Here is a 14,868-nt window from a genome sequence, read left to right as displayed (position 1 = left end):
AGGGTAGCGTTCCCCATCAAGATAGAAAGCATTTACATGCTATTTATCTTAAGCCTGCGAATCAATAAGTTATAAAACAAACAACGAGCACACCAATAAGAAGCGGAGCACTGACCTCATGAGACTGCGCGCACCACGACACTCCCAAGCACTGGACGCCCCACACCCTTCACACAGCACCCTCCCGCGACTCCTGCTCGTGGGGCTGATTGCCTCGGCCTCCGGCAGTGCCTATGGGATCGACATCCCGCTCGGAGAGTCAGCCAGCCTCAGCTGGGATACCACCCTGCGCTACTCGGCCGGCTGGCGCGTACAAGGGCAGGACAAAGCCTTGTTGGCCAACCCCAACGCCGACGACGGCAACCGCAGCTTCAAGCGCGGCCTGATGCAGAACCGTGTGGACCTGCTCACCGAAGCCGATCTCAATTTCGGCAACGTCGGGGCCTTCACCCGTGGACGCGCCTACTACGATGATGCCTACTTCGGCGCCAACGATCACGACTCGCCGGCAACCAGCAACAACCAGTCGGTACCCCATGATCGGTTCACCCGCGACACGCGCCGGTTGATGGGCAGGAAGGCCGAAGTCCTGGATGCCTTCGTCTATGGGAGCTTCGGCATCGGCAGCTTGGACCTCGACCTGCGGGCCGGCAATCAGGTGATCAACTGGGGGGAGAGCCTGTTCCTGCAGGGCGGCATCTCCTCCGCCCAGGGACCGCTCGACGCCACGCGCGCCAACTCGCCCGGGGTCGAACTCCGCGAAATCTTCCTGCCGGTGGGCCAGCTCTTCGCTCAGCTCGATCTGACCGGCTCATTGAGCCTGAGCGCCTACTACCAGTACGAATGGGACAAGACCCGCCTCAACGCGGCCGGCAGCTACTTCAGCAGCGCGGACTTCCTGGACGAGGGCGGCGAATCTTTCATTCTGCTTCCAGGGGTATTGAGTGCCCAGCGCAGCGACGACAATGAGGCCAGCGACAGCGGCCAATATGGCCTGGCGCTGCGCTATTTGGCAGAAGCATTGAACTTTACCGAGTTCGGCCTCTACCACATCAACTATCACGACAAACTTCCTCAGCTGCAGTTCGATGACTTCGTGATGCAGGGTCCGGGGATGGTGATGCCAACCTCCTATCGCCTGGAGTACGAAGAGGACATCAAGCTCTATGGCGCCAGCTTCAGTACCGTCATAGGTGGCGCCAACGTCTCCGGGGAATTCTCCTTCCGTGACGGCCAGCCGGTACGGCTTGCCGCTCCCCTGCCGACCTATGAGCGCGCCAATACATGGCAGGCACAGCTCTCCAGCATCAAGGTGTTGGGCGGCAACCGGCTGATGGACAACCTCAATGTCGTAGGCGAGGTGGGGGTCAATCGCGTCAATGGCCATGATGCTGGCGAATTGCATGACGACCGCTCCGCCTGGGGCTTCACGGCGCGCATGATCCCGCAGTACTTCAACGTACGCTCCGGCCTCGACCTCGATGTCCCGATCACCGTCAGTCACGGCGTCAACGGCACCTCATCCATTCCCGGCACCTTCACAGAGGGCGTGACCAACGTGGATGTAGCAGCCCAATTCCGCTACCTCGATAACTATCAAGCCTCCCTAGGCTATACCGGTTTCTTTGGCAGTGCGAACAGCAATCCCCAGAAGGACCGCGACTTCGTCTCCTTGAGCGTCTCGTACACCTTCTAATACAAGCACAACACCCATGGGAGTCTCTGACATGAGCGGACAACACTCCACCAAGCATCATCTGATGGCCACGCTGCTGGCCACTTCCATCGCCCTGCCCCTCTGCGCACAGGCTGCGGTTCCCCCCGAAGTTGCCGCCCAACTGGGTGCCAACCTGACCCCCTTCGGCGCCGAGGGCAGCGGTAATAAAAGCGGCACCATTCCCGCCTGGTCTCCCGAGCCGATGAGCCTCGATCAGGTGATGCAGGACCAGCCGAGGCTCGCCATCTCCTCTACCAACTACCGGCAACATGCCGATCAGCTGTCGGCCGGCATGAAGGCCATGTTCGAGAAATATCCAGACAGCTTCAAGATGAACGTCTACCCCACCCGGCGTACCCATCATATGCCGCAGTGGATCTATGACAACACCCTGAAGAATGCCACCGAGGCAATCCTGGTAGACGGAGGCAATGGAGTTGATAACGCCTTCGGCGGCGTCCCCTTCCCGATTCCCCAACAGGGTGAGGAGGTGATCTGGAACCATGTGCTGCGCTGGCGAGGGCTCGGCCACGAGAGCGATGTCGCCACCTATACCGTCTACCCTAATGGCAACATCACCGAGACTAGCAACAGCGTGGTCGAGACGGTCTCCTACTACGATCGCAGCTTGAAGGATAACTTCAACGGCATGGTCGGCTACTACTATCAGGAAACCACCGCGCCGAGTCGCCGCAGCGGCGAGCTGCTGCTGATCCACGAACCGCTGAACCAGGCCGCTGAACCACGCAACGCCTGGCAGTATATCCCCGGGCAGCGCCGCGTGCGCCGTGCACCTACCGTGGCCTACGATACCCCGGTCCCCACCGCCAACGGCATCAACGTCTATGATGAGGTCTATCAGTTCAATGGCGCTCTGGACCGCTACGACTGGCAGCTGGTCGGCAAGCAGGAACTCTACATCCCCTACAATGACAACCGCTTCATCAACGCCCTGAGCGAAGGTGTCGCACCCAGCGCGCTGTTTCCGGCCAACCACCCGAATCCGGACTACAAGCGCTGGGAGCTTCACCGTGTCTGGGTAGTGGAAGCCAACCTCACCGAAGGACAGCGCCACGCCTACGCCAAGCGCCGTTTCTACGTCGACGAGGACAGCTGGCAGATCGTGATGTCCGAGTCCTACGACGGCCGCGGTGACCTGTGGAAGGTTAACTACGCCAGCCCCTACTATCACGGGGAGCTGCCGGGGGTAGCAGTCGCCGGCCATATCCACCAGGACCTGCTCTCGGGCAACTATGTGGTCGACCAGTACGTCCACCACAACTTCACTGCAGGAAGGAGCGACGAGTTCTACTCGCCCCAGAACATGCGCCGTCAAGCACGCCGCTAACCCCTGCATGACAGCGGCGCTCGCCATGATGTTAGCGCCGCGGTCACTTTTTTCAGGCCATGATCATGATGCTGAAATCTCCTTTTTGCAGGTCCCGCTGCACGCTATGGCATGCGCTTCGGCTCGCCCACCTGGCGCTGTGTTGTTTGCTCGCAGCCCCGCACGCCATGGCACAATCCATAGAAGATCCCCTGGTGGCAGCTGCGATGCCAAGCAGTCTCACCGAGCATTCGCTGCTGCTGGATGTCACGCGTGCCGGGGAGCGCCTGATCGCCGTAGGCGAGCGAGGCCACATCCTCTATTCGGACGATGAGGGCAAGAGCTGGCACCAGGCCCTGGTACCAGTCCGCGTCACTCTCACCGCCGTCGACTTCCCCACTCCTCGCCACGGCTGGGCGGTCGGACATGAGGGGGTCATCCTGCACAGCGAGGATGGAGGCGAAAGCTGGACCAAGCAGCTCGATGGGCATGAGGTGAACCGCATCGTCAACGAACGCGCCCGATCACTGCTCGACGCGGCCGAGGCTCAGGCGCATGGTGATGAGCGACTGGCCGTCTCACTGGATGACTTGGTATTCCTGTACGAAGAGAGCGAAGCTTTTCTCGATGAAGGCCCCAGCCGTCCGTTGCTCGACGTCTCCTTTCATGACGAGCGGACAGGTCTGGCGGTCGGCGCCTTCGGGCTATTCCTGGAAACCCGCGATGGCGGAAACACCTGGCAATCACTCCTCGGTCATCTCGACAACCCCTATGGTCTCCATTTGAATCATATCGCGCGGTTCGATGACACCCTGATCATCGCCGGCGAAGCCGGCAGCCTCTTTCGCTCATGGGATGGCGGAGCACATTGGGAGACCTTGTCATCACCCTATGAAGGCAGCTTCTTCGGCGCCCTGGGAGACCCTGAGGGCGGTCAACTCTTCGTCTTCGGCTTGCGAGGCCATCTCTATCGCTCCGTGGATAAGGGCGATAGCTGGGAGCCGATACGGCTCGATACCGACACCACGCTGACCGGCGCCACCCTCTTGGCGGATGGAACTCCGCTGCTGGTGGGATATGGCGGAACCATCCTGACGGGAAGCCCGGCAGGCAACGGATTTACGCTGCAGATGCTTGCGGATCGCCGCGCCTACAGCGCAGTCACGGGGAGCAACGATGGCCACCTGATCCTGGTGGGACAAGGTGGCGTTCGTCGCATCCCTCAGCCGGCATCTCTGTAGAGGTAAGATAACATGACAAACCGGCACTCAGAGTCCCATAATGCCCTGTTACATCCCTTGCAGGAGTCGGAGCCGCTGCTGGAGCGATTCTTCTTCCTGAACCGTGTCGTGATCCTGGCAATTTTCGCCGCACTGACGCTCTTTCTCGGTTATCAGGCCTCGACGCTTCGCCTCGAAGCAAGCTTCGAGAAGATGTTGCCGACTGCCCACCCCTATATCCAGAACCATCTTCAGTATCAAGATCAGCTCAGGGGAACCGGCAATGCCGTACGTATCGCCGTGGAGACCACCGAGGGCGATATCTTCACACACGAGTTTCAGGAAACACTCCAGAATATCCATGATGAGGTGTTCTTCATCAATGGCGTCAACCGCTCTGCTCTAGAGTCCATCTGGTCGCCCGGCGTGCGCTGGAGGGAAGTCACCGAGGAGGGTTTCGACGGCGGCCCTGTACTTCCCGATGGGTATGATGGCTCCCCTGAGAGCCTCGAAACATTGCGAGAAAACGTATATAAGTCCGGGCAGATTGGCGCCTTGGCTTCCAATGATTTACGCTCTGCCGTGGTCTATGCTCCCCTTTACGATCGAGATCCACAAACCGGTGAAGCACTGGATTATCACCAGTTCGCACAAGATCTCGAGCGCCAGATTCGAGACAAGTACGAATCGGATACGATCCGCATCCATATCATCGGGTTTGCCAAGTTGGTAGGCACCCTGATCGAAGGGGCCTCCCAGGTCACCCTGTTCTTCGCTGTGGCCCTCGGGATCACGGCCGTACTGCTCTATCTCTATTCACGTTGCCTCCGGGCCACCAGCGTGGCGATCACCTGCTCGGTAATGGCCGTAATCTGGCAGTTGGGACTGCTATCGGCACTTGGTTTCAGCCTGGACCCCTACTCCATGCTGGTGCCCTTCCTGGTGTTCGCCATCGGCGTCAGTCACAGCGTGCAAGTCATCAACGCCATTGCCCACGAAGCCGCGCGTGGCGCCAGCCGCCTCATGTCATCGCGCCTTGCCTTCCGCAGCCTCTATGTCGCGGGACTGGTCGCCCTGATCAGTGATGGCTTCGGTTTCGCCACCCTGATGGTGATCGAGATCCAGGTCATTCGCGATCTCGCGGTTGCGGCCAGCCTGGGAGTTGCCGCCATCATCCTCACCAATCTGATCGTGCTGCCGATCCTGATGTCCTATGTCGGCGTGAGTCGCAGCAGTCTCGAGCACCTGGCGCGCGTCGAACGCAAACCCCGCCACCCCCTCTGGGATCGGATGGTGGCGGTGACCAATCCACGTGTAGCAGGCATCACCGTACTGGTGGCCCTGGCCGCAATGGGCTATGGCCTGTGGAAACAGCAGGACCTCAAGATCGGGGACCTGGATGCCGGGGCACCGGAACTGCGTCCAGACTCTCGCTACAATCGGGATGTGGCCTTCTTTGGCGACTACTATTCGACCAGCACGGACCTGTTCGTGGTGATGGTCGAAACCCCACCGCAGCAGTGTGCGGATTATGACACCCTCTACGCCATCGACCAGTTACAGTGGAAACTGCAAAACCTGCCAGGGGTTCAGTCCACTCGGTCACTGGCTGATTTTGCCAAACGTTATATGTCAGCCTCCAACGAAGGGGCGATCAAGTGGCATGCCATCAATCGCAACCAGAGGCTGATGGATGCTGCGTCGATTCAGGCGCCCAGCGATGTCGTTAACTCGAACTGCAGCCTGGCCCCTGTCCTGATCTATCTGGATGACCACAAGGCCGAAACCCTGGAGACGGTGGTCACTGCGGTGGAGGCCTTCACTCAGCAGAATGATCTTGACGGCGTCAACTTCCTGATGGCGTCTGGCAATGCCGGCATCGAAGCCGCCACCAACATCGTCATCGGTGATGCCCATATCAAGATGCTGATCTGGGTATATGGCGTCGTGATCCTGCTCTGTCTCTTGACATTCAGGTCGATCCGCACCGTCGTGTGCATCATTCTGCCACTAATGCTGACGTCGGTGCTGTGTCAGGTGCTGATGTATTACCTCAACATCGGAGTCAAGGTAGCCACTCTTCCGGTTATCGCGCTAGGTGTTGGAATAGGTGTCGACTATGGCATTTACATCTACAGCAAGCTGGAGAGCTACCTGAAACAGGGAATGCCGCTGCGTGACGCCTACTTCAACACCCTGAACACCACTGGCAAGGCCGTCGCCTTTACCGGCTTCACACTTGCCATCGGTGTGGGCACCTGGATCTTCTCGCCGATCAAGTTTCAGGCGGATATGGGGATCCTTCTAGCCTTCATGTTCCTCTGGAACATGCTCGGTGCCATGGTGTTGATGCCTGCCCTGACGTGTCTCCTGATGCCCAAGCGTATCGGTGCGACCGGCAGTCAGTCGCAACATCCATCGCCATCCGATCACCCGCAGAGCCGGCATAGCCAACAGGCACTGCAGGAAGAGCTGTCATAAATCCGAGCCGCTCGGACCCTGTCATGCAGCCCCGGCTCGCCATGATCCTCGAACGAGGACCATGGCAGCCCCCGACGAGCGCCCCTTGCCGCAAGAGTGAGACCGATGCAGCGAACTCCGATCCTACTCAGCAAGTTAGCACCGCAAGCCGCCTCCTCTCTGCACATCAGGCGGACTCGGCTGCTGGATTGGCTCCAGAATCAGGGAACTCCACGCCTGATCCTGGTTATCGGCCCGCCAGGTTACGGCAAGAGCGCCCTTCTACAGCAGTGGTACCGGCAAGGCGAGGCGACCGGAGCCTGGCTGCGGCTCGATGAACGAGACAGCCGCCTCGATCGACTGATGGCCCATCTGCTGGCCACCTTTCACAAGGCCGGAGTGCTCAGCGACACCCTCCTGGCCCAGGGCCTCGAGTGCCTCCCCAGGGAACGCGAACGCGCCTGGACTCTGATGCTGAATGCACTCAACGGCTACGGTAAGGCACTTCGCCTGGTGCTCGACAATGCTGACAGCCTCCAGGGCAAGCGTGCAACGCGCCAGATCAACCTGCTGCTTGACGAGGCACCGGAGAATCTCCAGGTGGCCATTGCCGCACGCCGACACCCCAGGATCATGACGGCACGCCTACGCGCCCAAGGCGGCATCAGGGTGATCACGGACAGCCAACTGGGTTTCTCCGCAAACGAAATCGCGACGCTATGCGGTCTGATGCAGATGCCGGTCAGCGCCGAGGATATCTATCACCTCCATGCTCGCACCGAAGGCTGGATTACCGGCATACGACTGTGGCTTGCCGCCCAACTCGATCTGGCAAGCGAGTCGCCGTCTTCCCTGTTCGATGAGGCCACCACCCAGCGTGCCGAGGCCTATCTGACCGACTACTTCGCAGAAGAGGTCCTCAGCCATGTCCCTCCGACCCTGCATGGCTTGCTGCTGCGTACCAGCCTGCTTAACCACTTCAATGAGTCTCTGGTCTCCCACATCAATGTAGGGGAAGCCCAGGACTCTCTCAAGGCACTGCACCGGCTCGTCCCATTTCTCAAGGTGGGAGCGGAAGAGGGCTGGTATCGTTACCACCCGCTGTTCCAGCAGGCGCTTTATCACCAGCTCGAGGAGCAACACCCTGAGACCGCGACTCGATTGAGCCGCGAAGCGGCTGACTGGCTGATCGAGCACCACTATTATGGCGAAGGAATCTATCATTACGTTAGAAGCCGGGACTACACTACCCTGCTGTCGGTTGTTGAACAGCACACCTTCGACCTGATGAGAGAAGGCAAGATCAATGAACTCTTCGCCTCCTTTCACCGCTTGCCCACGACGCTTTACGATGACCATATGGCATTGGCCATTACCGAGTCTGCCATCGTCAGCGTTACTCAGGAGCTCCCTTCAATCATCGGCTGCCTCCGCCGCCTACAACGGATTTCACACCGCGGGGAGTTCAAGCACCATGACAGGCTGGCTCAAACGATCATCCAGCTGCGCAGTAGCATTGCTCACCTAACCGGTAATCTTCAACATGGTATCCGCTTGAGTACTAGACTGCTCTACCGGCCGGAAGAGGCCAATGCTGCCAGGTCGATGTTGCGTTGCGCGCGAGCCAGATGCTATTTATCACTCGGTTTTCTCGATGATGCGTATCAAGACACACGGCAAGCCACAGAAGAGCTAAAGACGTTTGGCCTCACCGGTTATACGAATACTCTGGATTATCTGCTTGGTCATATCGAGGTCGCCAAAGGCGAGGTAGCGAAAGCCGAGATTCGCTTCCAGGATATGGAGCCTCCTCAGGGTGACAATGGTTTCTATGATCTCTTCTATTTTCAGGGTCTCGGCTTGGTTCGTCTCGAACAGCATCGGCTCGATGAGGCAGAAGCCCTGTTCAGCCAGGCTGCGGATATCGCACTGAAACTCCCCCCATCAGCCGCCCTCCCCTGGGTCTTCCACCACTTGGCGACCCTACATTGCGCAAGGGGAAACCTTGCACAAGCCGCTGAAATTTGGGATGAATCTCGCAGGGTGGCACACCGTCACAAGCTCTGCAACATCTATCGGCTGTGTGGCACTTATCGTTTTCGTCTTGCATTAATCCGCAACGAGACGGATGTCATCTCCCGATGGATAGAGGAGTGGCAAGACATCACGAGACTTCACGGCGAGGACATCCTTCCCGAGGAGCGTATCGCTTATGGCTGGCTGCAATACCACCAGGGAAATTTTGGTGAAGCACTTCGTATCGGCGAGATGATAATCGACTATCTCGTCGAGCAGGGAAACAAGGCATTGCTGATCGATGCTTACCAACTGCAGGCGGCTACACAGCATGCACTTGGCTCGACCACCCTCGCACTGGACAACCTGAATCAGGCCGTCGAGCTCGCCGTGGAGTACCAGCTTCTGCATCTCTTCCATCTGGAAGGAAGAGAGCTGAGGGATCTGTACCGGCTCGGCCTGTCCGGGAAAGCTCGCCGGACCGATAATTCGTCGATACGCCTCTCGCATGCCGAGCTGGTCCAGTCGCTGCTCTCGAGTGACCAGCCTCTCCGTCAAACCATCGATACCAGCGGATTACCGATCGAAGCGCTTACCAACCGCGAACTGGAGGTCTTGACTCTTGTTGCCAAAGGCCTCACCAACCAAGATATTGCGGACAGCCTCTTCGTGGGTGTCAGTACAGTCAAGACTCATATCAATAGCATTTTCAGGAAGCTCGATGTCAAGTCTCGCACCAAGGCCATTGACAAGGCCATACAGTATCGATTGATAACCTCCTGTTCTCTCCACCCTGCCGGCGGGCTGTCTCCACCCGACAACCCACCCGGCAGGTGGACGCTGAGCAGAGGGTGATCTGATACAAGAGCAGTAAGCAGACTCCGGGAAGAGTTCCCCGGGTGTCAGTTACAACGCATGACAACAACAGCGTCATAGGAGGTAGACATGAAAACCAGGGTGATCGAGCCGGCCAGCTCCGCATACCAGACCCCCTTGCTGATCAAAAGCATCCTGCAAGCCTCTCAGCGTCACGAAGTGGACAATGAGATCATCTACCGTGGCGATAAAAGCTACGACTACCGAACCTTCCACGAGCGAGTCTGCCGTCTGGCGAACATGCTCGAGATGCTAGGCATCGGTCCGGGAGATACTGTCGGGGTTCTGGACTGGGATAGCCATCGCTACCTGGAGTGCTATTTCGCGGTGCCGATGATCGGCGCGGTGCTTCATCACGTCAATATTCGCCTTTCTGACGAGCAGATCCTTTACACCATCAACCATGCCGAAGACCGTTTTCTCTTCGTGCATGAGGATTTCCTGCCCATCATTGAGCGAATCCATCCTCAGGTCAGCACGGTAGAACACTATGTACGGCTCGCCGACAATCCTGGACAAACCGAATCACGCTTTCCGTTTCGTGGTGAGTATGAGTCACTGATGGCCGAGGCGTCGCCGAGCCATGACTTCCCCGATTTTGACGAGAACTCGATCGCCACGACCTTTTATACATCCGGGACGACGGGCAACCCCAAGGGGGTCTATTTCACCCACCGCCAGCTGGTACTCCATACCCTGAATACCCTGAGCTTCGGAGCGGCTTATGCCAGCCTTCCGATGCTGAACTCTGATGACATCTACATGCCACTCACCCCGATGTTTCATGTGCATGCCTGGGGCGTTCCTTATGCCGCCACCATGCTGGGCATGAAGCAGGTCTATCCGGGGCGGTATGAACCCAATGCACTACTTCACCTGATTCAGGAAGAAGGCGTCACCTTCTCTCACTGCGTGCCGACCATTCTGCAAATGATTTTGAGCTGCCCCGCGGCCGCGAAGGCAGATCTCTCCGAGTGGAAGGTCGTGATCGGCGGCAGTTCCTTGTCTCAAGGGCTGGCGCGGCAGGCTCTCGAAAGGGGTATCGACATCTACAGTGGCTACGGCATGTCCGAGTCCTGTCCCATGATTAGCCTTTCGCACCTCAGCAGTGCCGTCCGCGATCTGCCTTTGGAAGAGCAGATCCCCTACCGCATCAACACTCGGATTTCCAACTTCGTCGAGGTCCGCCTGCTCGACTCCGAAGGCAAGGAGCAGCCACATGACGGCAAGAGTGCCGGCGAGATCGTGGTCCGCGCCCCCTGGCTGACGCAGGGCTACCTGCATGAGCCGCACAAGAGCGAGGAGCTGTGGGAAGGCGGCTGGCTGCACACCGGCGACATCGGCTGCCTGCACCCCGACGGCACCCTCGAGATCAAGGACCGCCTCAAGGACGTTATCAAGACCGGTGGCGAGTGGATTTCCTCGCTTGAGCTCGAGGATCTGATCAGCTCCCATCCCGGGGTCGATAGCGTGGCAGTGATCGGCCTGGCTGATACGGAGTGGGGCGAGCGCCCCCATGCCGTTGTCAAGCCGAGCCAGGAGGGGCTGCTTGCTGAGGAGATACGCCAGCATCTACAGCAATTCGTCGACCAGGGTCGCATCAACAAGTGGTGGATCCCCGACACGATTCGATTCGTGGAGGAGATTCCCAAGACCAGCGTTGGAAAGCTCGACAAGAAGGTCATCCGGGCTCAGATCCAGTCCGAAATCGAAGGTCGCGCGTGAGTCAGGCAGCCCGGGAACATGATCTGATCATGTTCCTTTCGTGACCACTGGGCTGGGACTGGAATAGGCACCTGCTAGCTAGCCTGCGCTCAGTCCCACCTTCACTCCAGGGGAGAATCGACCCACCAGGCCTCCCCGTTGTAGGGCCTGTGGGACACCCCGCAGGCCCCCTTACAAAGTGTAATTAACCATGGCCGACGCATTCGATTACGACCAGATCATCATTGGTTCCGGCTTCGGTGGCTCCTGTAGCGCCTTGCGCCTCAGCGAGAAAGGCCACCGGGTCCTGGTGCTCGAGCAGGGCCGGCGTTGGAAGGACGAGGACTTCTCCGACAACGCCTGGAAGCTGCACAAGTCCCTCTGGGCCCCGGGACTAGGACTCAGGGGCAACACCAGGATGAGTATGACCCGCAAGGTCACCGCCGTGCACGGCATCGGAGTCGGCGGCGGCTCGCTGGTCTATGCCAATGTGCACCTGATCCCCAAGGACGAGGTCTTCGCCTCCCCATCCTGGTCCAAGGTGCATGACGACTGGAAGGCACGGCTGATGCCCTTCTACGGCCTGGCCCAGCGCATGATCGGGGTCACCAAGAGCCAGTACGAGAACGCCGCCGACGAGGCTCTCGAGGACACCGCTCGGCGCATGGGGAAGGCCGACACCTACCGGACGGTCAATACGGGCATCCTCTTCCCCGAGGACCCCGCAGACGACAGCGGTGCCGACCGCGGGGACCCCTACTTCGCGGGGAAGGGCCCGCGACGCAACAGCTGCCGCTACTGTGGCGGCTGCATGCTGGGCTGTCGGCACAACGCCAAGAACACCCTGGTCAAGAACTATCTCTGGTTCGCCGAGGGCAACGGCGTGGAGATCCGCGCCGAGAGCGAGGTGACCCGTATCGAGCCCCTGCCCGGCCCCGATGGCGAGCGCGACGGCAGCGCCGGCTACGAGCTCACCGTTCGGTCCTCCACCACCCCCGTCCGCAAGAAGCCCTATACCCTGCGTTGCCGGGGCGTCGTGGTGTCGGCCGGCGTGTTCGGCACCATCCCCCTGCTGCTCAAGGCTCGGGACATGGATCGCACCCTGCCCAATATCTCCAAGAAGCTCGGCCGCCAGGTACGCACCAATTCCGAAACCCTGATCATGGTCTCAGGCCGTTATCCGGGTAAGGATGGGCAGCCCCAGGATATCTGTGACGGCCCCAGCATTACCTCGATGTTCGATCCCGACGACGAGACTCGAATCGAAGTCACCCGGTTTCCCCGCTATGGCGATGGCGCCCTGGCCCTGCAAACGACGGTGCCCCTGACCGATGTTCAGGGCAAGGTGCCCCGGCCGCTGAGCATGCTGGCCAACATGCTGCGCCAGCCGATCAAGACCCTGCGCATGCTCAACCCCGTCGGCAAGGCTCGCCATACCATCATCTTCCTGGTGATGCAGACCAAGGACACCTTCGTCCATATCCGCATCAGGCGACCCTGGTACCGGCTATTCCGTCCCACCTGGTCCGTCTACCAGGACAAGGAGGACAACGCCTTGTCCAACTACTTCCCCATCGCCCACGAGGCGGCCCGTCACTATATCGAGGCGGCCGGCGGCGGCCAGGCCGGCAACATCGCCACCGAGATCCTCACTGGCGCCCCCGTCACCGCCCACCTGATGGGCGGCGTGGGCATCGGCAACGGCCCCGAGGATGGCGTTGTGGACGATACCGGACGGGTGTTCGGCTATCACAACCTGAGGGTCATCGATGGCTCGCTGATCCCCGGCAACCTGGGGGTCAATCCTTCCCTAACCATCCTGGCGCTGAGCGAGTACGCCTGGTCGAAGGAGCCCATCTTCGATGCCGAGCGGGCGTCCCGCATCAAGCCAATCCACTTCTCCTCGCCCCTGCCGGGCCAGACCTCGCACTTGACCGGCAGCGGCGACCTGCACGCGGCCATCGTCACCGCTGGGCAGGCTGGCGAATCCCGACCGACTCCAGGAGTCCATGTATGAACGCTCCCGCGTCCTCTCTGCGCGATCATGATGTCGACAGCTTGCAGACGCTGCTGTCACGGCAACACGAGGCCTATCTGGCCGATCCGGTACCCGACTATAGTGCCCGCATCCAGGACCTCAAGTCCCTCGCCCGGATGCTGAAGACCCATCGCGAGGAGATCCTCCAGGCGATCAGCGATGACTTCGGAAATCGGTCCCGACACGAGACGCTGCTCTGTGAATACACGGTGGTGCTCAGCGATATCCAGCATGCCCTCAAGCATCTCAAGCGGTGGATGAAGCCGCAGCGCCGCGCGGTCGACCACAACCTCTACCCCGGCGCCAGGAACCGCGTGATTCCCCAGCCGCTGGGCGTCATCGGCGTGATCGTGCCCTGGAACTTTCCGCTTAACCTGAGCCTGTGCCCCCTGGTCGGCATCTTTGCCGCCGGGAACCGGGCCATGGTCAAGATGTCGAGCAATTCCAGTCGATTGGCCGCCCTCCTCGCCCGGGTCAGTCCAGACTTTTTCCCTGAGGAGAAACTCGCCTTCGTGGGCGACAGCAAGTCCGGGCTCGGTTCCGCCTTCTCCGCCCTGCCCTTCGATCACCTGCTGTTCACCGGTTCTTCCGAGACCGGCCGCAGGGTGATGGCCAGTGCCGCTGCCAACCTGACTCCCGTGACCCTGGAGCTGGGCGGCAAGTCACCGGCCATCGTCGCCGACGACTTCCCCCTCGAGACCTCCGCGGGGCGCCTGATGCAGATCAAGCTGCTCAACGCCGGCCAGATCTGCACCACCGTGGACTACCTCTTCCTGCCACCGGACAAGGTGGAGCGCTTCGTTGAGCTGGCCAGGGAGCTGGTGGCCAAGCGCTACCCGGATCTCGCCAGCGACGACTACACCTCGATCATCGACGAGGCCTCCTACCAACGGCTGTGGGAGACGGTGGAGGACGCTCGCCTCAAGGGCGCCCGAGTGATTCGCCTGAGCGAGGGCGAGGGCGACGAGCGACGGCGCAAGTTCCCTCCCCACATCCTGCTCGACGTCACCGACGACATGCTGGTGATGCAGCGCGAGATATTCGGTCCGCTGCTGCCCATCAAGACCTACCGCAGTATCGACGAGGTGATCGACTATGTGGCAAGTCGTCCGCGTCCCCTGGCCCTCTACCCCTTCACCAGGGATGCCAGGCTGCGCGACCGGCTCATTGAGCGGCTGATCTCCGGCGGCGTCTCGGTGAATCACTGCCTGATGCATGTCGGCCAGCACGAACTTCCCTTCGGCGGTGTCGGCGAGAGCGGCATGGGGCACTATCATGGTCGCGACGGCTTCTTGAACTTCTCCAAGCTACGCCCCGTGTACCACCAGGGTCCCATCGACGCCTTGGGCATGCTGGCCCCTCCCTACGGGAAGCGCGCCGATCGGATCCTCGGCCTGATGCAGTGGCTCCATCGCAATCTCGGCAAATGACACTCCTGGCCCAGTGGTTGCTGGGCCATCGTCTGAAAGGCGCGCCCTGATACTGCGATCGCACCTCGAATCACACCAAA

The 14,868-nt window shown here is 60.0% G+C and carries 8 protein-coding genes; all 8 read left to right on the top strand.

Annotated features, from left to right (window positions below; genetic code table 11):
• Window positions 1–118: 118 nt before the first annotated feature.
• The 8 genes from HOP52_RS04250 to HOP52_RS04215 all read left to right on the top strand — a co-directional run bounded on the left by HOP52_RS04250 (window position 119) and on the right by HOP52_RS04215 (window position 14,788).
• Window positions 119–1,696, top strand: a complete 1,578-nt coding sequence (locus HOP52_RS04250; protein ID WP_238976032.1) for a DUF1302 domain-containing protein — start codon at window positions 119–121, stop codon at window positions 1,694–1,696.
• 31 nt (window positions 1,697–1,727) lie between these two features.
• Window positions 1,728–3,065, top strand: a complete 1,338-nt coding sequence (locus tag HOP52_RS04245) for a DUF1329 domain-containing protein (protein WP_238976031.1) — start codon at window positions 1,728–1,730, stop codon at window positions 3,063–3,065.
• 65 nt (window positions 3,066–3,130) lie between these two features.
• A complete protein-coding gene (locus HOP52_RS04240) occupies window positions 3,131–4,285 on the top strand; it encodes a WD40/YVTN/BNR-like repeat-containing protein (RefSeq protein WP_238976030.1) in 1,155 nt (384 codons plus the stop codon).
• A gap of 12 nt (window positions 4,286–4,297) precedes the next feature.
• Complete coding sequence (locus HOP52_RS04235) at window positions 4,298–6,745, top strand: efflux RND transporter permease subunit (RefSeq protein ID WP_238976029.1); 2,448 nt, start codon at window positions 4,298–4,300, stop codon at window positions 6,743–6,745.
• A gap of 105 nt (window positions 6,746–6,850) precedes the next feature.
• Window positions 6,851–9,595 (top strand): LuxR C-terminal-related transcriptional regulator, encoded by a 2,745-nt coding sequence (locus HOP52_RS04230; protein ID WP_238976028.1) that lies wholly within the window; start codon window positions 6,851–6,853, stop codon window positions 9,593–9,595.
• A 90-nt stretch (window positions 9,596–9,685) separates the two neighbouring features.
• Window positions 9,686–11,341, top strand: a complete 1,656-nt coding sequence (locus tag HOP52_RS04225; protein WP_238976027.1) for a fatty acid--CoA ligase — start codon at window positions 9,686–9,688, stop codon at window positions 11,339–11,341.
• A 190-nt stretch (window positions 11,342–11,531) separates the two neighbouring features.
• Entirely contained in the window at window positions 11,532–13,337 is a 1,806-nt protein-coding gene (locus HOP52_RS04220) for an FAD-dependent oxidoreductase (protein WP_238976026.1), read from the top strand.
• Window positions 13,334–14,788 carry a coniferyl aldehyde dehydrogenase gene (locus HOP52_RS04215; protein WP_238976025.1) on the top strand — a complete coding sequence of 485 codons (1,455 nt, stop codon included), beginning with the start codon at window positions 13,334–13,336 and terminating at the stop codon, window positions 14,786–14,788. Before HOP52_RS04220 ends, HOP52_RS04215 begins: the two co-directional genes overlap by 4 nt.
• The last annotated feature ends 80 nt before the right edge of the window (window positions 14,789–14,868 follow it).

This window comes from Billgrantia campisalis (assembly GCF_022341425.1).
Classification (GTDB): Bacteria; Pseudomonadota; Gammaproteobacteria; order Pseudomonadales; family Halomonadaceae; genus Halomonas; species Halomonas campisalis.
This window is presented reverse-complemented; position numbering and strand designations above follow the sequence as displayed.